The sequence below is a fragment of the Bacillus sp. JAS24-2 genome (genome assembly GCF_008274905.1).
Taxonomy (GTDB): Bacteria; Bacillota; Bacilli; order Bacillales; family Bacillaceae_G; genus Bacillus_A; species Bacillus_A cereus.
This window is the reverse complement of sequence record NZ_CP031068.1, coordinates 3649297-3675266: the sequence shown is the minus strand read 5'-3', so window position 1 is coordinate 3675266 and position 25970 is coordinate 3649297. Positions and strand designations below refer to the sequence as shown.

Sequence of the window (25970 nt, the reverse complement as noted above, 5' to 3'; positions counted from 1 at the left end):
GATTGGCACTGTATGGTATATTCATTCTTGATTGACAAAAACAAGAGAAATCAATAAGATTAATGAAGACTTGAATCCACCTCTTAAGGAGGCACTAGCATGTCAGATTACCTCGTAATCGTGGAGTCGCCTTCTAAGGCGAAGACCATTGAGAAATATTTAGGGAAAAAATACAAAGTTGTCGCGTCTATGGGACATGTTCGCGATTTGCCAAAAAGTCAAATGGGGATAGAAGTAAAGAACAACTTCACCCCGAAGTATATTACCATTCGTGGTAAAGGTCCCGTCTTAAAAGATTTAAAATCAGCGGCCAAAAAAGCAAAGAAAGTCTATCTCGCGGCCGATCCAGACCGTGAAGGGGAAGCGATTGCTTGGCATTTAGCGAATACGTTAAATGTGGACGTTGAATCAGATTGTCGGGTTGTGTTTAATGAGATTACGAAAGATGCGATCAAAGAATCATTTAAACATCCTCGTGCAATTAATATGGATTTAGTGGATGCACAACAAGCAAGACGTATACTTGATCGTCTTGTTGGTTACAATATTAGTCCTTTATTATGGAAGAAAGTAAAAAAAGGATTAAGTGCAGGACGTGTACAATCTGTAGCAGTTCGTTTAATCATCGAGCGTGAAAGGGAAATTCAAAACTTTGAACCTGAAGAATTCTGGACAATTAAAACAGAATTTGTAAAAGGAAAAGACACATTTGAAGCAAGCTTTTACGGTGTAGATGGTGAAAAAGTTCAATTAACAAATGAAACGCAAGTGAATGAAATAATTGAACAGATGAAAGACAATGCGTTTTCAGTTGAAAATGTAACGCGCAAAGAGCGAAAACGTAACCCTGCATTACCGTTTACAACATCTTCCTTGCAACAAGAAGCAGCCCGTAAGTTAAACATGCGAGCAAAGAAAACAATGATGCTTGCACAGCAATTGTATGAAGGGATAGATCTTGGAAAACAAGGAACTGTAGGTCTTATTACGTATATGAGAACTGATTCAACACGTATCTCAGAAACAGCTCAAACAGAGGCTCGTACTTACATCACTGAAGCGTATGGTACGGAATACATAGGAACAGAAAAGAAGAAAGAAACGAAAAAGTCAAATGCACAAGATGCGCATGAGGCAATTCGTCCTACTTCGGTAATGAGAAAGCCAGAGGAACTAAAAAGTTTCTTAGGTCGTGATCAACTTCGATTATATAAATTGATTTGGGAGCGATTTGTTGCAAGTCAAATGGCGTCTGCTATAATGGATACTGTGACAGCGAGACTCATTAATAACAATGTTCAGTTCCGTGCAAGTGGATCGGTTGTAAAGTTCCCGGGATTTATGAAAGTGTATGTAGAGTCAAAAGATGATGGTGCTGAAGAAAAGGATAAGATGTTGCCGCCTTTAGAAGTAGGGGAAACTGTATTTTCAAAGGATTTAGAACCAAAGCAACATTTTACACAACCTCCTCCGCGCTATACAGAGGCTCGCCTAGTAAGAACACTTGAAGAACTTGGAATTGGAAGACCGTCGACATATGTACCTACACTTGAAACGATTCAAAAGCGTGGGTATGTAGGCTTGGATAATAAACGCTTCGTTCCGACTGAACTTGGTGAAATAGTAATTGAACTTATTTTAGAGTTTTTCCCAGAAATTATTAACATTGAATTTACTGCCAATATGGAGCAAAGCCTTGATGAAGTAGAAGAAGGAAATGCGAATTGGGTAAAAATTGTTGATGATTTCTACGTAGGTTTTGAACCGCGTTTAGAAAAAGCGGAAAAAGAAATGCGTGAAGTGGAAATTAAAGATGAACCAGCTGGGGAAGATTGTGAATTATGTAATCACCCAATGGTCTTTAAAATGGGTAAATACGGGAAATTTATGGCTTGCTCGAATTTCCCAGATTGTCGTAATACAAAGCCGATTGTGAAAGAAATCGGTGTTACTTGTCCAAAGTGTGATAAGGGTCAAATTATTGAACGCCGTAGTAATAAAAAGAAACGCCTTTTCTATGGGTGCGGTACGTATCCGGAATGCGACTTTGTATCTTGGGATAAGCCAATTGGTCGTAAGTGTCCGAAGTGCGAAGGCATGCTTGTAGAGAAAAAGTTGAAAAAAGGCGTGCAAGTACAATGTATTTCGTGCGATTATGAAGAAGAACAACAAATGTGAGCGTAACTGCTCACATTTTTTTCGGGAAGAAAAGGAAAGGTGATATAAATGACAACACAAGTAGTAAACGTCATTGGCGCAGGTCTTGCAGGAAGTGAAGCAGCTTACCAAATTGCAAAACGTGGTGTCCAAGTTAGATTATATGAAATGAGACCGGTAAGGCAAACGCCAGCTCATCACACAGATAAATTCGCTGAATTAGTATGTAGTAACTCACTTCGTGCAAACACTTTAACAAATGCAGTTGGCGTTATTAAAGAGGAAATGCGCTTAATGGATTCTGTAATTATTCGTGCGGCGGATGAGTGCTCTGTACCAGCTGGAGGCGCTTTAGCTGTAGACCGTCATGAGTTCGCAGCTAAAGTAACAGAATACGTAAAGAACCATCCAAATGTAACTGTAATGAATGAAGAAATTACAGATATTCCAGAGGGACCGACAATTATTGCTACAGGTCCATTAACATCTCCTGATCTTTCTGCAAAATTGAAAGAATTAACAGGAGAAGATTATTTCTACTTCTATGATGCTGCAGCCCCAATCGTAGAAAAAGACAGCATTGACATGAATAAAGTATATTTAAAATCGCGTTATGACAAAGGTGAAGCTGCATATTTAAATTGCCCAATGACAGAAGAAGAGTTTGATCGTTTTTATGAGGCTCTAATTGCTGCTGAGACAGTGCCTTTAAAAGAGTTTGAAAAAGAAATTTTCTTTGAAGGTTGTATGCCAGTAGAGGTTATGGCAAGTAGAGGGAGACAGACGTTAGTATTTGGACCTATGAAACCTGTTGGATTGGAAGATCCAAAAACAGGGAAAACGCCATATGCTGTTGTTCAGTTACGTCAAGATGATGCAGCGGGAACTTTATACAATATCGTAGGTTTCCAAACACATTTAAAGTGGGGACCGCAAAAAGAAGTGCTACAGTTAATTCCAGGATTGGAAAATGCAGAGATTGTACGTTATGGTGTAATGCATCGTAATACGTTTATTAATTCACCTAATTTGCTTCGTCCAACATATCAATATAAACAACGGGATGATTTATTCTTCGCTGGTCAAATGACTGGAGTAGAGGGATATGTTGAATCAGCAGCATCAGGATTATTAGCAGGAATTAATGCTGCGCGTCTTGTGCAAGGTGAAGAGCCAGTTGTATTACCGCCAGTAACTGCGATGGGTAGCATGGCAAATTACATTACGGCAACGAATGCTAAAAACTTCCAACCGATGAATGCGAACTTCGGTCTATTTGCACCGTTAGAGAAGAAGATTAAAAAGAAAGCAGAACGAAATGAAGCGTACGCAGCACGCGCTTTAGAAACGATTCGAAATTTTGTAAATATTTAGTTAAATTTCTTGCAAAGGCTACTAAGTTGTGATACGATTTAGTAGCCTTTATTGAGGTGAGTTGTGTGAATGTGAAGAAATTGTTACAATTATTCGTTGGATATTTACAAATTGAAAGAAATTATTCAAAATATACAATTGCAAGTTATCAAAATGATTTAGAACATTTTGTGCAATTTATGGAACGAGAAGGCATATCCTCTTTTTTAGACGTTACATACGCGGATGTTCGTTTGTACTTAACGACGTTGCACGATGAGAAGTTAGCCCGTAAATCTGTCGCAAGAAAAGTATCAAGCTTACGAAGTTTATATCGTTTTTTGATGCGTGAAGGTTATCGAAAGGATAATCCGTTTGCACTTGCGTCACTCCCCAAAAAAGAATTGTCAATCCCAAAGTTTTTATATGCTGAAGAGTTAGAGGAATTATTTGAAGTTTCTGACACGGAAACACCATTAGGTCAAAGGAATCAAGCTTTGTTAGAGTTGATGTATGCGACTGGGATCCGTGTGAGTGAATGTGTCAATTTACAACTTACCGATATTGACTTTGCGGTGGGAACAATTTTAGTAATGGGAAAAGGAAAAAAACAAAGGTATATTCCGTTCGGAAGCTATGCGCAAGATTCTTTAATTACTTATATAGAGAATGGGAGAAAACAGTTAGTTAATAAGACTGACGAAGACTCTCATATGGTATTTTTAAATGCGAAAGGTAAACCGCTAACAAGTCGTGGAGTTCGTTATGTTTTAAATGAACTCATTAAAAAGGCTTCGCTGACAATGCGGATAAGTCCCCATATGTTAAGGCATACATTTGCTACACATATGCTAGATGAAGGGGCGGATTTACGTACTGTACAGGAGTTATTAGGCCATGAAAATTTGTCGACGACACAAATTTATACGCATGTCTCTAAAGAAAGATTGCGTTCTGTTTACATGAAGCATCACCCGCGGGCATAAATTGCTTTAAAAGCTATAAAAACAAATAAAGGAGTTTTTTCTATGGGAAATTTCCACGCTACAACGATATTTGCAGTTCATCATAATGGAGAATGTGCAATGGCTGGAGATGGCCAAGTGACAATGGGAAATGCTGTTGTAATGAAACATACAGCTCGTAAAGTTCGTAAACTTTTCCAAGGTAAAGTTTTAGCTGGTTTCGCAGGATCAGTTGCTGACGCATTTACTCTTTTTGAAATGTTTGAAGGGAAATTAGAAGAGTATAATGGCAACTTGCAGCGTGCTGCTGTTGAAATGGCCAAACAATGGCGTGGCGATAAAATGTTACGTCAGCTAGAAGCAATGCTCATTGTCATGGATAAAACAACTATGCTCCTTGTTTCAGGTACAGGAGAAGTGATTGAACCGGATGATGGTATTTTAGCAATTGGATCTGGTGGGCATTATGCACTTTCTGCAGGTCGTGCTTTAAAGCAATATGCAAGTGAACACTTAACAGCGAAGCAAATTGCGAAAGCGAGTTTAGAGATTGCTGGCGATATTTGTGTTTATACGAATCACAACATAATTGTTGAAGAATTGTAGAATCGTAAGGGAGGCATTTTATATGCATTTACATTTTACTCCGCGCCAAATTGTGGAAAAATTAGATCAATACATCATCGGTCAAAAAGACGCAAAGAAAGCGGTTGCTGTAGCGTTGAGAAATCGATATCGTCGCAGTAAATTAGCTGAAAATTTACGTGACGAAATTGCACCTAAAAATATCTTAATGATTGGACCGACAGGTGTTGGGAAAACAGAGGTAGCACGACGAATGGCGAAACTCGTTGGAGCACCTTTTATTAAGGTTGAGGCTACAAAATTCACAGAAGTTGGATATGTGGGTAGAGATGTAGAGTCAATGGTACGTGACCTGGTGGAAACATCGGTTCGTATCGTAAAAGAAGAAATGGTAGTGAAAGTTCAAGATAAAGCCGAAGAGCAAGCGAATCAACGTCTTGTTGAAATTTTAGTACCGAGTCCAGAGAAACAATCTGGATTCAAAAATCCATTAGAGATGCTTTTTGGAGGTACTCAAAATTCGAATCAAACGTCTGATACACAAGAAGATGTTGAAATCGAAAAGAAGCGTCAAGATGTGGAGAGAAAGCTTGCTGCAGGGCTTCTTGAAGACGAAATTGTATCGATTGAAGTGACTGAACAACAGTCTTCCATGTTTGATATGTTACAAGGAACTGGCATGGAGCAAATGGGAATGAATTTCCAAGATGCGCTAGGAAGTTTTATGCCGAAAAAAACGAAAAAACGTAAACTTTCTGTAAAAGAAGCAAGAAAACTCTTGACAAATGAAGAGGCACAGCGCTTAATTGATATGGATGAAGTTACACAAGAGGCTGTTTATCGTGCTGAACAGCTCGGGATTATTTTTATCGATGAAATTGACAAAATTGCTGGTAAGCAGTCGAATAGCGTAGATGTATCACGTGAAGGTGTGCAACGTGACATTTTGCCGATTGTAGAAGGGTCGAATGTTGCGACAAAATACGGATCAGTAAAAACGGATTATATTTTATTCGTTGCAGCTGGAGCGTTCCATATGTCTAAACCGTCGGATTTAATTCCGGAATTGCAAGGGAGATTTCCGATTCGAGTAGAATTAACAAAATTATCGACAGACGATTTTGTTAAAATACTAATCGAGCCTGACAATGCGTTAATTAAACAATATATGGCATTATTAGCGACTGAAGGTATAGAAATTGAATTTTCAGACGAAGCTATTCGTAAGATTGCTGAGATTGCTTATCAAGTTAATCAGGATACAGATAATATTGGAGCAAGAAGACTTCATACGATTATGGAGAAGCTCCTTGAAGATTTATCGTTTGAAGCATCTGAAATTACGTTAGAGAAAATAACGATAACACCTCAATACGTTGAGGAGAAATTAGCAACAATTGCTAAAAATAAAGATGTGAGCCAGTTTATTTTGTAATAGTGTCATCAGGTGACTCGCCCTAGTTTCCAAGTGATGAAAAAATATGTGAGTAACATGTAGGAGGAACTTTTGAAATGGAATTATTAGCAAAAACGAGAAAATTAAATGCGTTATTACAGAGCGCAGCAGGGAAGCCTGTAAACTTTAGAGAAATGTCTGACACAATGTGTGAAGTAATCGAAGCAAACGTATTCGTAGTTAGCCGTCGTGGTAAATTACTAGGTTATGCAATTCACCAACAAATCGAAAACGAACGCATGAAGCAAATGCTTGCAGAACGTCAATTCCCAGAAGAATATACACAAAGCTTATTCAACATTACAGAAACATCTTCAAACTTAGATGTGAACAGTGCTTACACAGCATTCCCAGTAGAAAACAGAGAATTATTTGGTCAAGGTTTAACTACAATCGTACCAATCGTTGGTGGCGGTGAGCGTCTAGGTACATTAGTATTAGCTCGTCTTGGTCAAGAGTTCTTAGATGATGATTTAATCCTTGCTGAGTACAGCTCAACTGTTGTAGGTATGGAAATCTTACGTGAAAAAGCAGAAGAAATCGAAGAGGAAGCACGTAGTAAAGCTGTTGTTCAAATGGCGATCAGCTCATTATCTTACAGTGAGTTAGAAGCGATTGAGCACATCTTCGAAGAATTAAATGGAACAGAAGGTTTACTTGTTGCAAGTAAAATTGCTGATCGCGTAGGAATTACTCGTTCTGTAATCGTAAATGCACTACGTAAATTAGAAAGTGCTGGTGTTATTGAGTCTCGTTCTTTAGGTATGAAAGGAACATACATTAAAGTGCTAAACGACAAGTTTCTACAGGAACTTGCTAAATTAAAAACAAACTAATTTGTAAAAAACTCTCCTCGATTGAGGAGAGTTTTTTATGTGCAATGGATAGATGGTGCTTGTGAAAAGTGTCATAAGCGTGTTTTCTGAGAAAACTATTAATTGTATTTATTTTTTTGCTTAAAAGAAATGAAGGTTGGTAATACTAGAATTCGAGTATGAACAAAGAAAGTTTTACATTGTTCGCATTTTCGACTTGATTGTAATATTTCAGTATGATATAGTAAGCAGTGGTGTCAGTACAAAGTACACACGTTTACTGATTTAAGTGTTGGTGCTACGTTTGTAGTTTCGCTTAGAGATGAAGTAAACGGAGGATATCAAAAACCATTTAGGAGGAACTATATTATGTCAGTAATTTCTATGAAGCAATTGCTTGAAGCTGGTGTTCATTTCGGACATCAAACTCGTCGTTGGAACCCAAAAATGAAGCGTTACATTTTCACAGAGCGTAACGGTATCTACATCATCGACTTACAAAAAACTGTGAAAAAAGTTGAGGAAGCTTACAGAACGATGCGCGACATCGCTGCTGAAGGCGGAGACATCTTATTCGTAGGTACTAAAAAACAAGCACAAGAAGCTATTAAAGAAGAAGCAACTCGTGCTGGTATGTACTTCGTTAACCAACGTTGGTTAGGCGGAACTTTAACAAACTTCCAAACAATCCAAAAGCGTATCAAGCGTCTTAAAGACATCGAAAGAATGCAAGAAGATGGTACTTTCGAAGTACTTCCTAAGAAAGAAGTTGTTCAACTTAAAAAAGAGTTAGAGCGTCTTGAGAAATTCTTAGGCGGTATTAAAGATATGAAAGGTCTTCCAAGTGCATTATTCGTAGTAGACCCTCGTAAAGAGCGTATTGCAGTTGCTGAAGCACGCAAATTACACATTCCAATCATCGGTATCGTTGATACAAACTGTGATCCAGACGAAATCGATCACGTTATCCCAGCAAACGATGATGCAATTCGTGCTGTAAAACTTCTTACATCTAAAATGGCAGACGCGATCCTTGAAGCAAAACAAGGTGAAGAAACTGTTACTGCGTAACAAAGTTGGAAAGGTGATAAGGGGTTCGGCCTTTTATCACCTTTTTTAAGGTATAAACACCTTTATAAAAGGTATAAATACATATTTTAGGAGGATGAAAAGTATGGCAATCACTGCTCAAATGGTAAAAGAATTACGTGAAAAAACTGGCGCAGGTATGATGGACTGCAAAAAAGCTTTAACAGAAACTAACGGCGACATGGAGAAGGCAATTGACTTCTTACGTGAAAAAGGTATTGCGAAAGCTGCTAAAAAAGCTGACCGCATTGCTGCTGAAGGTTTAACTTTCATCGAAACAAACGGTAACGACGCTTTAATCTTAGAATTAAACTCTGAAACTGATTTCGTTGCGAAAAACGAAGGTTTCCAAACACTAATTAAAGAATTAGCTGCTCACTTATTAACTAACAAACCAGCTAACGTTGAAGAAGCTATGGCTCAAACAATGGAAAACGGTAAAAAAGTTGAAGAGCACATCAACGAAGCAATCGCTAAAATTGGTGAAAAACTTACACTTCGTCGTTTCGAAATCGTATCAAAAACTGATGCAGATGCATTCGGCGCTTACCTACACATGGGTGGACGCATTGGTGTATTAACAGTTCTTGAAGGTTCTACTGATGAAGCTGCTGCTAAAGATGTTGCAATGCACATCGCTGCAGTTAACCCTAAATACATCGACCGCGATGCTGTAACAGCTGAAGAAGTTGAGCATGAGCGTCAAGTATTAACACAACAAGCATTAAACGAAGGCAAGCCTGAGAAAATCGTTGCAAAAATGGTTGAAGGCCGTTTAGGCAAATTCTTCGAAGAGATTTGCTTACTTGACCAAGCATTCGTTAAAAACCCTGATATGAAAGTTCGTCAGTTCGTTGACTCTAAAGGCGGAACATTAAAAGGATTCGTTCGCTACGCTGTTGGTGAAGGTATCGAAAAACGCGAAGACAACTTTGCTGAAGAAGTAATGAACCAAGTAAAAGGTAGCAACTAATACAGATTAGGGAACACATTGTGTTCCCTTTTTTAAAATAAAGATGTAAGCAATTGGAGGTTCATTATGAGTAAACCGAAATATAATCGTGTCGTTTTAAAGCTAAGTGGAGAAGCTTTAGCTGGAGAGCAAGGATTTGGAATTAACCCAACTGTTATTAAGTCAGTTGCGGAACAAGTAAAAGAAATTGCAGAACTTGATGTAGAGGTTGCTGTTGTTGTTGGTGGCGGTAACATTTGGCGTGGGAAAATTGGAAGTGAAATGGGCATGGATCGTGCAGGGGCAGATTACATGGGCATGTTAGCGACAGTTATGAATTCGTTAGCTCTTCAAGATAGCTTGGAGAATATCGGAATTCAAACTCGTGTACAAACTTCAATTGAGATGCGTCAAGTTGCAGAACCTTACATTCGTCGTAAAGCAGTTCGTCACTTAGAGAAAAAACGTGTTGTTATCTTTGCAGCAGGTACAGGTAACCCATACTTCTCTACAGATACAACAGCAGCATTACGTGCGGCAGAAATTGAAGCAGATGTAATTTTAATGGCGAAAAACAATGTAGATGGTGTATATAATGCGGATCCATCTATTGATCCAACAGCTACGAAATATGAAACGCTTACTTACTTAGACGTATTAAAAGAAGGTTTAGGTGTAATGGATTCTACAGCTTCTTCTCTATGTATGGATAATGATATTCCATTAATTGTATTCTCAGTTATGGAAAAAGGTAATATTAAACGTGCCGTTTTAGGCGAAAATATCGGAACAGTGGTAAGGGGGAAATAAATATGGGACAACAAGTATTGAAGTCTTCAAATGAAAAAATGGAAAAAGCAGTTGCTGCTTATTCTCGTGAATTAGCAACAGTTCGTGCTGGCCGTGCAAACGCGTCTGTATTAGATAAGGTACAAGTTGATTACTATGGTGCACCAACACCAGTTGTGCAATTAGCGAACATTACAGTTCCAGAAGCGCGTTTACTAGTAATTCAACCTTATGATAAAACTTCTATCGGTGATATTGAAAAAGCAATTTTAAAAGCAGATTTAGGCTTAAATCCTTCTAATGATGGAACTGTAATTCGTATTGCATTCCCTGCATTAACAGAAGAACGTCGTCGTGATCTTGTAAAAGTTGTGAAAAAATATGCTGAAGAAGCTAAAGTTGCTGTTCGTAACGTACGTCGTGACGGAAATGATGATCTTAAGAAGCTTGAAAAAGCTGGCGAGATTACAGAAGATGATTTAAGAGGATATACTGAAGATATCCAAAAAGAAACAGATAAATATATTGCAAAAGTTGACGAAATCGCAAAAAACAAAGAAAAAGAAATCATGGAAGTGTAATAGCGATAACTTCGCAATTATGACCCTCTTCTTAAGGGGGTCTTTTTACACTTTTAGGCATACGTCTGCTTGCTGGAGGGTATGAATGATGTTTAAAAACTTTCCTTTTTTTAAAGGTAAAAAGGACACATCGTTTGATCATCTCGTTGAAGAAGTGAAAAAAGGATATATCCCAGAACATATTGCCATCATTATGGATGGGAATGGAAGATGGGCAAAGAGTAGAGCAATGCCTCGTATTGCGGGACATCATGAAGGTATGCAAGTTGTAAAGAAAATTACAAAATTTGCAAGTAAACTTAATGTGAAAGTGTTAACTCTTTATGCTTTTTCAACTGAGAACTGGAAAAGACCGAAAAAGGAAGTTGATTATTTAATGAAGCTTCCAGAAGAATTTCTAGGTACATTTTTACCAGAATTGATTGAAGAAAACGTACAAGTCCGAGTAATAGGGCAAAAAGATCGTCTTCCTACGCATACACGCAGAGCGATGGAGAAAGCCATGGAAGATACGAAAGAGAATACGGGATTAATTCTTAATTTCGCGTTAAACTATGGAAGTCGAGATGAAATCGTTTCTGCTGTGCAACATATGATGAAAGATAATGAGGAAGGAAAAATTCGTTCTGAAGAGGTAAGTGAAGAAATGCTTTCCTCCTACTTAATGACGAGTTCTTTACCTGATCCAGAGTTGTTAATCCGAACAAGCGGAGAGCTACGTATTAGTAATTTCATGTTATGGCAAATTGCATATTCGGAGTTTTGGTTTACAGACGTGTATTGGCCAGACTTCAAAGAAGAACATTTGCTAAATGCGATTACTGACTTTCAACATAGAGGGCGCAGATTCGGAGGCGTGTAGAAAGAGAGGGTTTGGTAGTGAAACAGAGAATTATTACTGGAGTGGTTGCTGCCGCGCTATTCATTCCCATCGTAATATACGGTGGCGTGCCTTTTACGGTTTTAGTGTATGCACTTGCTTCTATAGGTTTATATGAATTAATTCGTATGAATAAGCTTACGCTTATTTCAGTACCGACAGTTTTAGCTGCAGTATTATTGTGGATTCTTTTAATTCCAAGTAGTGCATCAGAACTGTTTACATGGATTGGATTAGGTAAATTGGAAATCACATTTGTGATTGTTTTATTACTTTTATCATATACAGTCCTTTCTAAGAATACATTTACTTTTGATAATGCTTCATTTTTACTGATGGCAACGACATATGTGGCAATGGGATTCTTATATTTAAATGAAACGAGAATATTAGGAATTAAATATGTATTTTGCGCATTATTTGTTATATGGGCTACTGATTCAGGCGCATATTTCGTAGGAAAAGCATTGGGCAAGAGAAAATTGTGGCCAGAAATCAGTCCAAATAAAACGATTGAAGGTTCATTAGGGGGCATCGTTTGTGGAATTATTGTGGCACTTGTTTACAACGTGTTCTTCCCAGTCGAATCGAATGTAGTAATTTTAATTGTGCTGACAATTATTATTTCTATTTTTGGACAAATTGGTGATTTAGTACAATCTGCTTTTAAACGTCATTATGGCGTAAAGGATTCAGGTACAATTTTACCTGGGCATGGTGGTATATTAGACCGAACAGATAGTTGGTTATTCGTTTTACCAATTCTCTACTTCTTATTACAATATAATTAATAAATGAACGAGGGGTTGGAGTCATGAAAAACATTAGTTTATTAGGTGCAAGCGGATCAATTGGTACACAAACTTTAGATGTATTACGCTCGCACCCAGACCAATTCCGTCTCGTTGCTTTTTCTGTAGGGAAAAATATTGACTACGCAGTAAAGGTAATTCAAGAATTTTCTCCGCAAATCGTCTCTGTGCAAAGAGAGGAAGATGTTTTAAAATTACAATCTGTTTCTGGTAATACAAAAATTGTATATGGTAGTGAAGGACTTTTAGAAGTAGCATTACATCCAGATGCGGAGATTGTAGTAAATGCTGTTGTAGGTAGCGTAGGGTTGTTACCAACACTTCGTGCAATTGAGGCGAAAAAAACAATTGGAATTGCAAATAAAGAAACGTTAGTAACTGCAGGACATCTTGTAATGGAAGCAGCACGAAAACATAATGTTTCGTTACTTCCAGTTGATAGTGAACATTCGGCTATTTTTCAATGCTTGAATGGTGAAAATGAAAAAAGAATTTCTCGTCTTATTATAACGGCTTCTGGTGGAAGTTTCCGCGATAAAACGAGGGATGAATTGCATCATGTGACCGTAGAAGATGCGCTTCGACATCCAAACTGGTCAATGGGTTCGAAAATTACAATTGATTCTGCTACAATGATGAATAAGGGACTAGAAGTAATTGAAGCACATTGGCTTTTTGGTATCCCTTATGAGCAAATCGATGTTGTTTTACATAAAGAAAGTATTATCCATTCTATGGTTGAATTTGAAGATCGTAGTGTAATGGCGCAGCTTGGTTCACCTGATATGCGAGTACCAATTCAATACGCACTTACATATCCTGATAGATTGCCTCTTTCAGACACAAAACAGTTAAACTTATGGGAAATAGGGACGTTGCATTTTGAGAAAATGGACCAAGAACGATTCCGTTGTTTACGTTTTGCGTATGAAGCTGGAAAAGCAGGTGGAAGTATGCCAGCTGTAATGAACGCAGCGAATGAAGTAGCTGTTGAAGCCTTTTTACAAAAGAGAATTGATTTCTTAACAGTGGAAGACCTCATTGAAAAAGCAATGAACCATCACAATGTCATTGCACGACCGAGCTTAGAGGAAATTTTGGAAATTGATGCGGCCACAAGACGGTTTGTGATGGAACAAATTTAGCAAAGGTGGTTATGGAATTGAATACAGCGATTGCCTTTATATTAATTTTCGGTGCACTCGTATTTTTCCATGAGCTAGGGCATCTATATTTCGCAAAAAGAGCAGGTATTTTATGCCGCGAGTTTGCGATTGGTTTTGGTCCGAAAATATTCTCATTTGAAAAGAATGAAACGGTGTATACGATTCGATTACTGCCCCTTGGTGGCTATGTAAGAATGGCTGGCGAGGATGCGGACACAGTTGAGTTAAAGCCTGGGAAAAAGGTTGGCCTTGTATTAAATGAAAAAGACGAAGTTGTGAAATTAGTTTTTGATGGATATGAAAAGTATCCAAATGTTCGTGTTATTGAAGTCGAACAAGCTGATTTGGAGCATAATTTAACAATTTCGGGCTATGAAGAGTACGAGGAAGAGCTTCAAACATTCCGAGTGAATGAAAAGGCTCGTATTATTACTGCGGGGGAAGAAATTCAAATTGCTCCGTATAATAGACAATTTGGCTCGAAAAAACTAGGGCAACGCGCTTTAACAATCTTCGCGGGTCCTGCAATGAACTTCATTTTAGCATTTGTTATTTTTGTGATTCTTGGATTTGTACAAGGGGTCCCTATTGACAAACCAATGGTCGGAAAAGTGATGGATAACAGTGCAGCACAGCAAGCTGGATTGAAAGAGAATGATACAATTCAAGCTATTGATGGGAAAAACACAAGTACATGGAAAGATGTTGTTACTATTGTACGTGAAAACCCAAATAAAGAAATTACGTTACAAGTAAAGCGTGATAATGAACAGTTTAATGTGAAAGTAACGCCAACACTCGATAAAGAAGGAAAAGACGAAGTTGGTAGAATCGGTGTTTATTCTCCTGTAGAGAAAACAGTAATGGGTTCTATTAAATCAGGATTTGAACAAACGTACCAATGGACGAAACTAATTTTTGAATCTCTTGTTAAATTAGTAACTGGTCAATTTTCTATTAATGAGTTGTCAGGTCCAGTAGGAATTTATAATCTAACAGATCAAGTTGTAGATTATGGGTTTACGCGTGTACTAAGTTTAGCTGCAGTTCTAAGCATTAATCTTGGTTTATTTAATTTATTACCAGTTCCTGCTTTAGATGGTGGCCGTTTATTCTTCTTCTTAATTGAAGCGTTACGAGGGAAACCAATTGATCGCCAAAAAGAAGGAATGGTTCACTTTATTGGTTTTGCATTATTAATGTTACTTATGTTAGTTGTAACTTGGAATGACATTCGTAAGTTTTTCTTGTAAAATAAAGTGAAACTTATAATGAAATAGAGCTCGTAGAATAAAATCCCTCACCTAACTCGAGGTGAGGGGTTTTACTGCGTGTAAGAGTAAAATGAAGAGGTGCAAATAAATGAAACAAAGTATGGTATTCAGTCCTACATTACGTGAAGTTCCAGCTGATGCTGAAATTAAGAGTCATCAGTTATTACTTCGTGCAGGTTTTATGCGTCAAAATGCTTCTGGTATTTATAGCTTCCTACCATTTGGATTAAAAGTATTACACAAAGTAGAACGTATCGTTCGAGAAGAAATGGAGCGCGCAGGAGCTGTAGAATTATTAATGCCAGCTATGCAAGCTGCAGAATTATGGCAAGAATCAGGTCGTTGGTATTCTTACGGATCTGAATTAATGCGTATGAAAGATCGTAACGCTCGTGAATTCGCATTAGGAGCGACACATGAGGAAGTAATTACGGATCTTGTGCGTGATGAAGTGAAATCATATAAAAAATTACCGTTAACATTATACCAAATTCAAACAAAATTCCGTGATGAGCAAAGACCTCGTTTCGGCTTATTACGTGGAAGAGAGTTTCTAATGAAAGATGCATACTCTTTCCATGCTACACAAGAGAGCTTAGATGAAGTATACGATCGCTTATATAAAGCATACTCTAACATTTTTGCTCGCTGTGGCTTGAATTTCCGTGCAGTTATTGCTGATTCTGGAGCAATGGGCGGAAAAGATACACATGAATTTATGGTATTATCTGATGTTGGTGAAGATACAATTGCATACTCTGACACATCTGATTATGCAGCAAACATCGAAATGGCTCCTGTTGTAGCTACGTATACGAAGAGTGACGAAGCAGAAAAAGCACTTGAAAAAGTAGCAACACCAGACCAAAAAGCAATTGAAGAAGTATCTGCATTCTTAAACATTGCAGCTGACAAGTGCATTAAGTCTATGGTGTTTAAAGTAGATGAGAAATTAGTAGTTGTACTTGTTCGTGGTGATCACGAAGTAAACGATGTGAAAGTGAAAAATGTATACGGCGCTTCAGTTGTTGAGCTTGCTTCTCATGAAGAAGTAAAAGCATTATTAAATTGTGAAGTTGGTTCATTAGGACCGATTAATGTAACAGGTGATATCGAAATTATTGCTGATCACGCTGTAGCATCAATTGTTAACGGATGTTCAGGAGCGAATGAAGAAGGGTTCCATTATGTAAATGTAAATCCAGAACGTGACTTTAAAGTAAGTCAATATACAGATTTACGCTTTATTCAAGAAGGAGACCAATCTCCAGATGGAAACGGAACAATTCTTTTCGCACGCGGAATTGAAGTTGGTCATGTATTCAAATTAGGAACTCGTTATAGTGAAGCAATGAACGCAACATTCCTAGATGAAAATGGAAAAACACAACCACTTATTATGGGTTGTTACGGTATCGGTGTATCTCGTACAGTAGCAGCAATTGCAGAGCAATTTAACGATGAGAACGGCTTAGTTTGGCCAAAAGTGGTAGCACCGTTCCATGTGCATGTAATTCCAGTAAATATGAAATCTGATGCACAACGTGAAATGGGTGAAAATATCTACAACTCATTACAAGAACAAGGCTATGAAGTGTTATTAGACGATCGTGCAGAACGTGCAGGTGTTAAATTTGCAGATGCAGATTTATTCGGTCTTCCAGTTCGTGTTACAGTTGGTAAAAAAGCAGACGAAGGTATTGTAGAAGTGAAAGTACGTGCTACAGGTGAGTCTGAAGAAGTAAAAGTAGAAGAACTTCAAACATATATTGCAAATATTTTAAAATAAGAAGAGGTACCTCGTAATGGGGTACCTTCTCTTTCTTTGTAAACGTATTTTGTAAAAGAAGAGGTGAGAAATCTTTCTTTGTGGTACGTTTCAATTTATAATAGCAAATGGAAGGAGAGTGCTTATGTCTTTAACAAATGAACAACAAGAGCGATTTCAAATTTTGCTCCAGCAGTTGCAAATACCAGACGACCTTATAAATCAATATTTACAAGGCGGTGGTATTGAAAGGCTCGTTATTGATAAAGCGAATAAAAGTTGGCATTTTGATTTACAAGTGCCACGTATTTTGCCTACAGAATTATATGAATTGCTAGAAACAAAGCTTAAGCAATCATTTTCTCATATTGCAAGAACAACATTTGCATTAGAAACAGAGAATAAACAATTTACAGAAGAAGAAGTGAGGGCGTATTGGCCGCTTTGTACGGAACGAATTACATTTTCACCTATGTTCGCATACTTAAAGAAGCAGCTTCCACAGGTGAATGGAGTGAAGTTGCTAATAAATGTAAATAACGAGCTGGAGTCTACGGCTTTAAAGAAAAACGTTGCGAAACCAGTAGGGGATCAATACGAAGTTTTTGGATTCCCGCGTTTTCAGTTAGACACACATATACAGCAAAATACAGAAGAAATGCAAAAGTTTCGTGAACAAACGCAGCAAGAAGACCGTGAGCGTGTTATACAAGCTATGGAAGAAATGGCGAAGAAGCAAGCTGAAGAAAGCAGCGTTGTGTATGAAGGACCGATTACACTCGGGTATCTTATTAAGCCAGATGAAGAGATTACACCGATGCGAGAAATTCAAGATGAAGAAAGAAGAAAAACGGTTCAAGGATATGTCTTCCATGTAGAAACAAAAGAGCTTCGTAGTGGGCGTACGTTATTAACTTTAAAAATAACGGATTATACGGATTCTATTATGATCAAAATGTTCTCGCGTGACAAAGAAGATATTCCAATGCTGCAATCCTTGAAAAAAGGAATGTGGGTGAAAGCGCGTGGTTCTGTTCAAAACGATACATTCGTTCGAGATTTAGTAATGATTGCAAATGATATTAATGAAATAACAGGACCGTCTCGTAAAGATAAAGCACCAGAAGGCGAAAAACGAGTAGAGCTGCATCTCCATACTCCGATGAGTCAAATGGACGCTGTCACTCCAGTTTCTAAGCTTGTTGCTCAAGCTGGTAAATGGGGACATGAGGCTATTGCGGTTACAGATCATGCCGTGGCTCAGTCCTTCCCAGAGGCGTATTCTGCAGGGAAGAAGGCTGGTGTTAAAGTTATATATGGTGTAGAAGCAAATCTAGTTAATGATGGTGTACCGATAGCGTATAACGAAGCGCATCGTTTACTTGCAGAGGAAACGTATGTTGTTTTCGACGTTGAGACGACAGGTTTATCAGCTGTATACGATACAGTCATTGAGTTGGCTGCCGTAAAAGTAAAGGGTGGCGAAATTATTGATCGCTTTGAATCTTTCGCAAATCCACATCAACCATTATCAGCGACGATTATTGAATTGACAGGTATTACGGATGATATGTTAACTGATGCACCTGAAGTGGACGAAGTGTTTAAACAGTTTGAGGAATGGATGGGCGACCATACACTTGTTGCCCATAACGCGAGCTTTGATATGGGCTTTATTAACGTAGGTTTTAAAAAGGCTGGACTAGAAAAAACGAATAATCCAGTTATTGATACGTTAGAACTTGCACGATTTTTATTCCCAGAAATGAAAAATCATCGATTAAATACGATGTGTAAAAAACTTGATATTGAATTAACACAACATCACCGTGCGATTTATGATACAGAAGCGACGGGATATTTACTTGTGAAAATGTTGAAAGACGTAATTGAAAAGGGATTTGAATATCACGATCAATTAAATGATAGCATGGGACAAGGGGATGCGTATAAGCGTGGCCGTCCAAGTCATATGACGTTACTTGCCACATCGGATGTTGGATTGAAAAATTTATATAAACTTGTTTCATATTCTCACCTTAATTACTTTTACCGTGTACCACGTGTGCCGAGGTCACTATTAAAAAAATATCGTGAAGGAATTTTAGTAGGAACGGCTTGTGATAAAGGTGAAGTGTTCGAGGCAATGATGCAAAAGGCACCTGAAGAGGTAGAAGAAATTGCCCAGTTCTATGATTACATTGAAGTAATGCCTCCAGAGGTGTTGCGTCATTTAGTAGAACGTGAGCTTGTTCGAGACGAAGGTCAATTAAAAACAATTATTTCTAACTTAGTAAAACTAGGTGAGACGTTAGATAAACCAGTTGTTGCTACAGGAAACGTGCATTATTTAGACCCTGAGGATGCGATGTATCGTAAAATTTTAGTCAGTTCGCAGGGCGGAGCCAATCCGTTAAATCGACATTCATTACCGCCAGTACATTTCCGTACAACTGATGAGATGTTAGAATGTTTTTCATTCTTAGGTGAAGACAAAGCGAAAGAAGTTGTTGTAACAAATACACAAAAGATTGCGTCATTAATTGGTGATGTGCATCCAGTAAAAGACGATCTATACACACCGAAAATTGAAGGTGCTGATGATGAAACGCGTGATATGAGTTATAAAATGGCGCGTAGCATTTATGGTGAAGAGCTACCGGAAATTGTAGAAGCACGTTTAGAAAAAGAATTAAAAAGTATTATTGGGCATGGATTCGCCGTAATTTATTTAATTTCACATAAGCTTGTGAAAAAATCGTTAGTAGACGGATATCTAGTAGGTTCGCGTGGATCGGTAGGGTCATCATTTGTTGCAACGATGATGGAAATTACAGAAGTAAACCCATTACCACCACACTATGTATGTCCGAAGTGTAAGCAATCAGAATTCTTTAATGATGGTTCTGTAGGTTCTGGTTTTGACTTACCAGATAAAGAATGTCCTGCTTGTAATATTCCATATGTAAAAGATGGACATGACATTCCTTTCGAAACGTTCCTTGGATTTAAAGGAGATAAGGTGCCCGATATCGATTTGAACTTCTCCGGGGAATACCAACCACGTGCCCATAACTATACGAAAGTACTGTTCGGTGAAGACTATGTATATCGCGCAGGAACGATTGGTACAGTTGCGGAAAAAACTGCTTACGGATATGTAAAAGGTTATGCAAATGATCATAACTTAACGATTCGAAATGCAGAGATTGATCGCTTAGTAGCAGGGTGTACCGGTGTAAAACGTACAACAGGACAGCATCCAGGCGGTATTATCGTTGTGCCAGATTACATGGATATCTTTGATTTCTCACCAATACAGTACCCAGCTGATTCAATTGGTGCTGAATGGAGAACAACGCATTTTGATTTCCACTCGATTCATGATAATTTATTAAAACTTGATATACTAGGACACGATGATCCGACCGTTATTCGTATGTTACAAGATTTAAGTGGTATTGATCCGAAAACAATCCCAACGGATGATCCAGAAGTAATGAAAATTTTCTCTGGTCCAGAATCGTTAGGGGTAACGGAAGAGCAAATTAACTGTAAAACAGGTACACTTGGTATACCAGAGTTTGGTACAAAATTCGTAAGACAGATGTTAGAAGAGACAAAACCGACGACATTCTCAGAGTTAGTCCAAATTTCTGGACTATCACATGGTACTGACGTATGGCTTGGTAATGCAAACGAGTTAATTTATAACGGTACATGTACGCTGAGCGAAGTTATCGGTTGTCGTGATGACATCATGGTATATTTAATCTATCAAGGTCTAGATCCATCATTAGCCTTCAAAATCATGGAGTCGGTTCGTAAAGGTAAAGGTGTACCGGAAGAATGGGAAGAAGACATGAAAAATAATAATGTACCAGGTTGGTATATTGATTCATGTAAGAAGATTAAATACATGTTCCCTAAAGCCCATGCGGCTGCTTACGTACTTATGGCTGTACGTATCGCATACTTTAAAGTACATTTTGCACTGTTATTCTATGCCGCATATTTTACAGTTCGTGCAGATGATTTTGATGTAGAGGCAATGGCGAAAGGTTCAGCATCTATACGTGCAAGAATTGATGAAATTGCTCAAAAAGGATTGGATGCAGCGCCGAAAGAGAAAAGTTTATTAACAGTACTAGAAATGACACTTGAAATGTGTGAGCGTGGATACTCATTCCAAAAGGTGGATTTATACCGCTCACATGCAACAGAATTTATTATTGATGGAGACACATTAATTCCTCCATTTAATGCGGTACCTGGTCTTGGTACAAACGCAGCTTTAAGTATTGTGGAAGCACGTAAAAATGGAGACTTCTTATCAAAAGAGGACTTGCAGCAGCGTAGTAAGGTTTCGAAAACAATTATTGAGTATTTAGATAGTCAAGGTTGTTTAGGAGATTTACCGGATCAAAACCAGTTATCACTGTTCTAGTAGGTAGGAAAAGTCTTTGCAAATCAACATTTCCTATGATATACTATTAACCGAGATAACCATGTCATGTATATTGTGTAAAGAAAAGAGTGGGGAAACCCACTCTTTCGTGTTACTATCTATGTTTTCTCTACGTAGATAGGTAAAAGATTTCTGTCGTATATACATATTTTGTTACAAGTTTTACTTCTTAAATTTGGTAATACTAAGACAGATAATCCCTGCTGAACAGCAGGGGCTTTTGTTAGCTAACGAGAAAGAATAAGATAGACCGTTTTTAAAGTGGCGGGGTCTTCTTCTTTTAAATGGTACATGACGGCAGGAAGGAGGCTGTTTATGGATAAGAAAGTCACAGAAGTTGTAGAAGCATTTGCGCAGCCGATCGTTGAAGAGTTAAATCTTGAACTTGTAGATGTAGAGTATGTGAAAGAAGGACAAGACTGGTTCTTACGCGTATTCATCGATTCTGAAAAGGGAGTCGACATTGAAGAATGCGGTGCGGTAAGTGAACGTTTAAGCGAAGCTTTAGATAAAGAGGATCCAATTCCTCATCTTTACTTTTTGGATGTATCATCTCCTGGAGCGGAACGCCCATTAAAGAAAGAAAAAGACTTCCAGCAAGCGGTAGGAAAACAAGTGGCAATTAAAACATATGAGCCGATTGATGGTGAAAAGATGTTTGAAGGAAAACTGCTTTCTTACGATGGTACAACAATAACATTATTATTAACAATTAAAACACGTAAAAAAGAAATCCAAATTTCGATGGATAAAGTCGCAAATGCGCGACTTGCTGTTACGTTTTAGTTAGAAGGGGGATCTTCATGAGCACTGAGTTATTAGATGCTTTGCTCGTATTAGAATCTGAAAAAGGCATTAGCAAAGACATTATTATTGATGCGATTGAAGCAGCTTTAATCTCTGCTTATAAGCGCAATTTTAATCAAGCACAAAACGTTCGTGTGAGCTTTAACCCAGAAGTGGGAACAATTCAAGTTTTAGCACGTAAAGACGTAGTAGACAATGTGTTTGATCCACGTCTTGAAATTTCTGTAGAGGAAGCAAGACAAATTAATCCAAACTACCAAGATGGTGACGTACTAGAAATTGAAGTAACACCAAAAGACTTTGGTCGTATTGCAGCACAAACTGCAAAACAAGTTGTCACACAACGAGTGCGTGAAGCAGAGCGCGGTGTTATTTACTCTGAGTTTAGTGACCGTGAAGAAGATATTATGGTAGGTATTGTACAACGTCAAGATGCTCGTTTCATCTATGTAAGCTTAGGAAAAGTAGAAGCTTTATTACCTGTAAGTGAGCAAATGCCTAATGAGCAATACAAACCACATGATCGTATTCGCGTATTCATTACGAAAGTAGAAAAAACGACAAAAGGACCACAAATTTACGTATCACGTACACATCCTGGTCTTTTAAAACGTTTATTCGAAATGGAAGTTCCTGAAATCTATGATGGAACTGTAGAAATTCGTTCTGTAGCACGTGAAGCTGGCGATCGCTCTAAGATCTCTGTATATGCAGAGAACACTGATGTTGATCCAGTTGGTTCTTGTGTAGGACCAAAAGGGCAACGTGTACAACGCATTGTAGACGAATTAAAAGGTGAAAAAATTGACATCGTCCGCTGGTCAAATGATCCAGTTGAATATGTTGCAAATGCATTAAGCCCATCACAAGTTGTTAAAGTACTTGTAGATGAAGAAGAAAAAGCGACAACAGTAGTTGTTCCAGACCACCAGTTATCATTAGCTATCGGTAAGCGTGGACAAAATGCACGTCTTGCAGCTAAATTAACAGGCTGGAAAATTGATATTAAGAGTGAGTCTGATGCGAAACAACTTGGTATTGTAACAGAAGAAGATAGCGTAATCGCATTTGGATTCGATTCAGTGGAAGACGAAATCGAATAGAGGTGATGAGTATGAGCAATCGAAAAGTTCCGTTACGAAAATGTGTTGCAACGCAAGAAATGAAATCAAAACGAGAGCTCGTTCGCATTGTTCGTTCCAAAGAGGGAGAAGTGTCCATTGATTTAACTGGGAAAAAATCAGGACGAGGTGCTTACTTGTCGAAGGACAAGGAGAGCATTCTTCAAGCTCAAAAGAAAAATGTTTTGGAACATCATCTAAAAGCGAAAATCGACGGTTCTTTATATGAAGAGCTTCTTGAGCTTGTTGAGAAGGAGTCGAAATAAGTGTCCGATTGGAAATCGTTTTTAGGACTAGCAAACCGGGCTCGGAAAATTATTTCGGGTGAAGAACTCGTTTTAAAAGAAGTACGAAGTGGCAAAGCAAAACTTGTATTGCTATCTGAAGATGCGTCAGTAAATACTACAAAACGCATCACAGATAAAACTACGTACTACAACGTACCAATGAGAAAGGTCGAAAATCGACAACAATTAGGGCATGCGATTGGGAGAGATGAGCGAGTCGTTGTAGCTGTGTTAGATGTAGGCTTTGCGAAAAAGCTGCGTAGCATGCTCGATACAAATTACCGGGGGTGAAGGTATGAGTAAAATTCGAGTGCATGAATATGCAAAAAAACATAATATCTCAAGTAAAGATCTTATGACAAAACTAAAAGAAATGAATATCGAGGTTTCGAATCATATGACAATGTTAGACGATGAAGTAGTAAATAAATTAGATAATGAATATCAAACTGAAAAACCTTCTGTTGCAGATGAGTTTGAAGTAGAAGAAAAAGTTGTTCGCAGTAAAAAGAACAGCAATAAGAAAAAGAAAAAAGGCAAAGGAAACGAAGACAAACGTCAAGAGAACTTTGCTGGTAGACAACAAACTCAAATTGTAGAAACACCAGATAAAATTACTTTCTCTGGAAGCCTTACAGTAGGAGATCTTGCTAAAAAATTAAGCAAAGAGCCATCTGAAATTATTAAGAAGCTCTTCATGCTTGGAATTATGGCGACAATTAACCAAGACTTGGATAAAGATACAATTGAGTTAATTGCTAACGACTACGGTATTGAAGTAGAAGAAGAAGTAATTGTAAGCGAGACTGAGTTTGAAACATTCATTGATGAGCAAGATGATGAAGAGAACTTAAAAGAACGTCCAGCTGTAGTTACAATCATGGGACACGTTGACCATGGTAAAACAACATTACTGGATTCTATTCGTAACTCAAAAGTAACTGCAGGCGAAGCGGGTGGAATTACTCAGCATATCGGTGCATATCAAGTTGAAGTAAACGATAAGAAGATTACATTCTTAGATACACCTGGTCACGCAGCATTTACAACGATGCGTGCTCGTGGGGCACAAGTAACGGATATTACAATCCTTGTTGTTGCAGCGGATGACGGTGTTATGCCACAAACGGTTGAAGCAATTAACCATGCGAAGGCAGCAGGAGTACCAATTATTGTTGCTGTGAATAAAATGGATAAACCAGCTGCAAACCCTGATCGCGTAATGCAAGAACTAACTGAATATGAATTAGTTCCAGAAGCTTGGGGCGGAGATACTATTTTCGTACCAATTTCTGCAATTCAAGGCGAAGGCATTGACAACTTACTAGAAATGATCCTTCTTGTAAGTGAAGTAGAAGAATATAAAGCAAATCCAAACCGCTATGCAACTGGTACAGTAATCGAAGCACAGCTTGATAAAGGTAAAGGAACTATCGCGACATTACTTGTTCAAAATGGTACGCTTCGAGTTGGAGATCCAATCGTTGTTGGAACTTCATTCGGACGTGTTCGTGCAATGGTAAGTGATATTGGTCGTCGTGTAAAAGTTGCTGGTCCATCAACTCCTGTTGAAATTACTGGTTTAAACGAAGTACCACAGGCTGGAGATCGTTTCATGGCATTTGCTGATGAGAAGAAAGCTCGTCAAATTGGTGAATCACGTGCACAAGAAGCGTTAGTTGCACAACGTGGTGAGAAATCTAAATTAAGCCTTGAAGATTTATTCCAACAAATCCAAGAGGGCGATGTAAAAGAAATTAACTTAATCGTAAAAGCAGACGTACAAGGTTCTGTTGAAGCGATGGCAGCATCACTTCGTAAAATTGATGTTGAAGGCGTAAAAGTTAAAATCATTCACACTGGTGTAGGTGCGATTACAGAATCTGATATCATTTTAGCTTCTGCATCTAATGCAATTGTAATTGGATTTAACGTACGTCCAGATGTGAACGCGAAGCGTACAGCTGAATTAGAGAACGTTGATATTCGTTTACACCGTATTATTTATAAAGTAATCGAAGAGATTGAAGCAGCTATGCAAGGTATGCTTGATCCAGAATTCGAAGAAAAAGTAATCGGTCAAGCAGAAGTTCGTCAAACGTTTAAAGTAACAAAAGTTGGAACAATCGCAGGTTGTTACGTAACAGACGGTAAAATTACGCGTGATAGTGGCGTACGTATTATCCGTGACGGCGTAGTAATTTTCGAAGGACAACTTGATACGTTAAAACGTTTCAAAGACGACGTAAAAGAAGTTGCACAAAACTATGAGTGTGGTATTACAATTGAGAGATATAATGATCTTAAAGAAGGGGACATCATTGAAGCGTACATTATGGAAGAAGTGAAGCGATGATTATCGCTTCACTCTCATTCGAGTGTATGATTTACGATGTGCATTCTTTAAAAGAGAAACGTGCAATTTTACAACGTGTGTTAACTCGTGTAAAACAGCGCTATAATGTAGCTGTTTCTGAAGTTGGGCACCAAGATGTATGGCAACGTACAGAAATTGCAGTTGTTTCCGTATCCTCAAATCGTGTTATCTGTGAGAAAGAAATGAATCGTGTACTTGAGTACATCGATTCATTTCCTGAAATTGAACGTACAATAACACATTTGGAATGGTATTGAATGAGGTGAAG

The 25970-nt window shown here is 38.1% G+C and carries 22 protein-coding genes; all 22 read left to right on the top strand.

Translation table 11 applies throughout. The features are described from left to right. Nucleotides 1-99 precede the first annotated feature (99 nt). Nucleotides 100-2178 (top strand): type I DNA topoisomerase, encoded by a 2079-nt coding sequence (gene topA / locus DN407_RS18905; RefSeq protein WP_001286963.1) that lies wholly within the window; start codon nucleotides 100-102, stop codon nucleotides 2176-2178. 48 nt (nucleotides 2179-2226) lie between these two features. Continuing rightward, nucleotides 2227-3531: an FADH(2)-oxidizing methylenetetrahydrofolate--tRNA-(uracil(54)-C(5))-methyltransferase TrmFO gene (gene trmFO, locus DN407_RS18900; RefSeq protein WP_000213002.1), complete on the top strand. Its 1305-nt coding sequence runs from the start codon at nucleotides 2227-2229 to the stop codon at nucleotides 3529-3531. 65 nt (nucleotides 3532-3596) lie between these two features. Further along, entirely contained in the window at nucleotides 3597-4496 is a 900-nt protein-coding gene (xerC, locus tag DN407_RS18895; protein WP_001101241.1) for a tyrosine recombinase XerC, read from the top strand. Between the two features lie 42 nt (nucleotides 4497-4538). Next, nucleotides 4539-5081: an ATP-dependent protease proteolytic subunit HslV gene (gene hslV / locus DN407_RS18890; protein WP_048567505.1), complete on the top strand. Its 543-nt coding sequence runs from the start codon at nucleotides 4539-4541 to the stop codon at nucleotides 5079-5081. Nucleotides 5082-5103: 22 nt separating this feature from the next. Further along, entirely contained in the window at nucleotides 5104-6495 is a 1392-nt protein-coding gene (gene hslU / locus DN407_RS18885) for an ATP-dependent protease ATPase subunit HslU (protein ID WP_000550087.1), read from the top strand. A 77-nt stretch (nucleotides 6496-6572) separates the two neighbouring features. Next, entirely contained in the window at nucleotides 6573-7352 is a 780-nt protein-coding gene (gene codY, locus DN407_RS18880) for a GTP-sensing pleiotropic transcriptional regulator CodY (RefSeq protein ID WP_000421290.1), read from the top strand. A gap of 348 nt (nucleotides 7353-7700) precedes the next feature. Next, nucleotides 7701-8402 (top strand): 30S ribosomal protein S2, encoded by a 702-nt coding sequence (gene rpsB, locus DN407_RS18875; RefSeq protein ID WP_000111485.1) that lies wholly within the window; start codon nucleotides 7701-7703, stop codon nucleotides 8400-8402. Between the two features lie 103 nt (nucleotides 8403-8505). Continuing rightward, nucleotides 8506-9393: a translation elongation factor Ts gene (tsf, locus tag DN407_RS18870; RefSeq protein ID WP_149216592.1), complete on the top strand. Its 888-nt coding sequence runs from the start codon at nucleotides 8506-8508 to the stop codon at nucleotides 9391-9393. Between the two features lie 66 nt (nucleotides 9394-9459). After that, entirely contained in the window at nucleotides 9460-10182 is a 723-nt protein-coding gene (pyrH, locus tag DN407_RS18865) for a UMP kinase (RefSeq protein WP_000042668.1), read from the top strand. A gap of 2 nt (nucleotides 10183-10184) precedes the next feature. Continuing rightward, nucleotides 10185-10742: a ribosome recycling factor gene (gene frr / locus DN407_RS18860; protein ID WP_000531501.1), complete on the top strand. Its 558-nt coding sequence runs from the start codon at nucleotides 10185-10187 to the stop codon at nucleotides 10740-10742. An 85-nt stretch (nucleotides 10743-10827) separates the two neighbouring features. After that, entirely contained in the window at nucleotides 10828-11604 is a 777-nt protein-coding gene (uppS, locus tag DN407_RS18855; RefSeq protein ID WP_149216591.1) for an undecaprenyl pyrophosphate synthase, read from the top strand. Nucleotides 11605-11621: 17 nt separating this feature from the next. Then, complete coding sequence (gene cdsA, locus DN407_RS18850; protein ID WP_000813592.1) at nucleotides 11622-12413, top strand: phosphatidate cytidylyltransferase; 792 nt, start codon at nucleotides 11622-11624, stop codon at nucleotides 12411-12413. 23 nt (nucleotides 12414-12436) lie between these two features. Continuing rightward, the gene (gene dxr / locus DN407_RS18845) at nucleotides 12437-13579 is read left to right on the top strand and encodes a 1-deoxy-D-xylulose-5-phosphate reductoisomerase (protein WP_000790372.1); all 1143 of its coding nucleotides are present in this window, start codon (nucleotides 12437-12439) and stop codon (nucleotides 13577-13579) included. A 17-nt stretch (nucleotides 13580-13596) separates the two neighbouring features. Continuing rightward, a complete protein-coding gene (gene rseP, locus DN407_RS18840; protein WP_001090243.1) occupies nucleotides 13597-14853 on the top strand; it encodes an RIP metalloprotease RseP in 1257 nt (418 codons plus the stop codon). A gap of 109 nt (nucleotides 14854-14962) precedes the next feature. Continuing rightward, nucleotides 14963-16663 carry a proline--tRNA ligase gene (locus DN407_RS18835; RefSeq protein ID WP_149216590.1) on the top strand — a complete coding sequence of 567 codons (1701 nt, stop codon included), beginning with the start codon at nucleotides 14963-14965 and terminating at the stop codon, nucleotides 16661-16663. 124 nt (nucleotides 16664-16787) lie between these two features. Continuing rightward, nucleotides 16788-21089: a PolC-type DNA polymerase III gene (locus tag DN407_RS18830; protein WP_149216589.1), complete on the top strand. Its 4302-nt coding sequence runs from the start codon at nucleotides 16788-16790 to the stop codon at nucleotides 21087-21089. Between the two features lie 336 nt (nucleotides 21090-21425). After that, nucleotides 21426-21896, top strand: coding sequence for a ribosome maturation factor RimP (rimP, locus tag DN407_RS18825; protein ID WP_000359096.1), 471 nt, complete (start codon nucleotides 21426-21428; stop codon nucleotides 21894-21896). A 17-nt stretch (nucleotides 21897-21913) separates the two neighbouring features. After that, nucleotides 21914-23020 carry a transcription termination factor NusA gene (gene nusA, locus DN407_RS18820; RefSeq protein WP_000102604.1) on the top strand — a complete coding sequence of 369 codons (1107 nt, stop codon included), beginning with the start codon at nucleotides 21914-21916 and terminating at the stop codon, nucleotides 23018-23020. Nucleotides 23021-23031: 11 nt separating this feature from the next. Beyond that, nucleotides 23032-23304 (top strand): RNase P modulator RnpM, encoded by a 273-nt coding sequence (rnpM, locus tag DN407_RS18815; RefSeq protein ID WP_000071127.1) that lies wholly within the window; start codon nucleotides 23032-23034, stop codon nucleotides 23302-23304. Continuing rightward, nucleotides 23305-23616 carry a YlxQ family RNA-binding protein gene (locus DN407_RS18810; protein WP_001286524.1) on the top strand — a complete coding sequence of 104 codons (312 nt, stop codon included), beginning with the start codon at nucleotides 23305-23307 and terminating at the stop codon, nucleotides 23614-23616. It abuts the gene before it with no gap. A gap of 4 nt (nucleotides 23617-23620) precedes the next feature. Further along, entirely contained in the window at nucleotides 23621-25681 is a 2061-nt protein-coding gene (gene infB, locus DN407_RS18805) for a translation initiation factor IF-2 (RefSeq protein ID WP_000036343.1), read from the top strand. Continuing rightward, entirely contained in the window at nucleotides 25678-25959 is a 282-nt protein-coding gene (locus DN407_RS18800; RefSeq protein WP_000582367.1) for a DUF503 domain-containing protein, read from the top strand. Before infB ends, DN407_RS18800 begins: the two co-directional genes overlap by 4 nt. Nucleotides 25960-25970: the final 11 nt, after the last annotated feature.

Bases quoted from the DNA above. Each gene is read 5' to 3' on its own strand.
- topA (WP_001286963.1), top strand. From the start codon at position 100: ATGTCAGATTACCTCGTAATCGTGGAGTCGCCTTCTAAGGCGAAGACC.
- trmFO (WP_000213002.1), top strand. From the start codon at position 2,227: ATGACAACACAAGTAGTAAACGTCATTGGCGCAGGTCTTGCAGGAAGT.
- hslV (WP_048567505.1), top strand. From the start codon at position 4,539: ATGGGAAATTTCCACGCTACAACGATATTTGCAGTTCATCATAATGGA.
- hslU (WP_000550087.1), top strand. From the start codon at position 5,104: ATGCATTTACATTTTACTCCGCGCCAAATTGTGGAAAAATTAGATCAA.
- codY (WP_000421290.1), top strand. From the start codon at position 6,573: ATGGAATTATTAGCAAAAACGAGAAAATTAAATGCGTTATTACAGAGC.
- rpsB (WP_000111485.1), top strand. From the start codon at position 7,701: ATGTCAGTAATTTCTATGAAGCAATTGCTTGAAGCTGGTGTTCATTTC.
- tsf (WP_149216592.1), top strand. From the start codon at position 8,506: ATGGCAATCACTGCTCAAATGGTAAAAGAATTACGTGAAAAAACTGGC.
- pyrH (WP_000042668.1), top strand. From the start codon at position 9,460: ATGAGTAAACCGAAATATAATCGTGTCGTTTTAAAGCTAAGTGGAGAA.
- frr (WP_000531501.1), top strand. From the start codon at position 10,185: ATGGGACAACAAGTATTGAAGTCTTCAAATGAAAAAATGGAAAAAGCA.
- uppS (WP_149216591.1), top strand. From the start codon at position 10,828: ATGATGTTTAAAAACTTTCCTTTTTTTAAAGGTAAAAAGGACACATCG.
- dxr (WP_000790372.1), top strand. From the start codon at position 12,437: ATGAAAAACATTAGTTTATTAGGTGCAAGCGGATCAATTGGTACACAA.
- DN407_RS18835 (WP_149216590.1), top strand. From the start codon at position 14,963: ATGAAACAAAGTATGGTATTCAGTCCTACATTACGTGAAGTTCCAGCT.
- DN407_RS18830 (WP_149216589.1), top strand. From the start codon at position 16,788: ATGTCTTTAACAAATGAACAACAAGAGCGATTTCAAATTTTGCTCCAG.
- rimP (WP_000359096.1), top strand. From the start codon at position 21,426: ATGGATAAGAAAGTCACAGAAGTTGTAGAAGCATTTGCGCAGCCGATC.
- nusA (WP_000102604.1), top strand. From the start codon at position 21,914: ATGAGCACTGAGTTATTAGATGCTTTGCTCGTATTAGAATCTGAAAAA.
- rnpM (WP_000071127.1), top strand. From the start codon at position 23,032: ATGAGCAATCGAAAAGTTCCGTTACGAAAATGTGTTGCAACGCAAGAA.
- infB (WP_000036343.1), top strand. From the start codon at position 23,621: ATGAGTAAAATTCGAGTGCATGAATATGCAAAAAAACATAATATCTCA.
- DN407_RS18800 (WP_000582367.1), top strand. From the start codon at position 25,678: ATGATTATCGCTTCACTCTCATTCGAGTGTATGATTTACGATGTGCAT.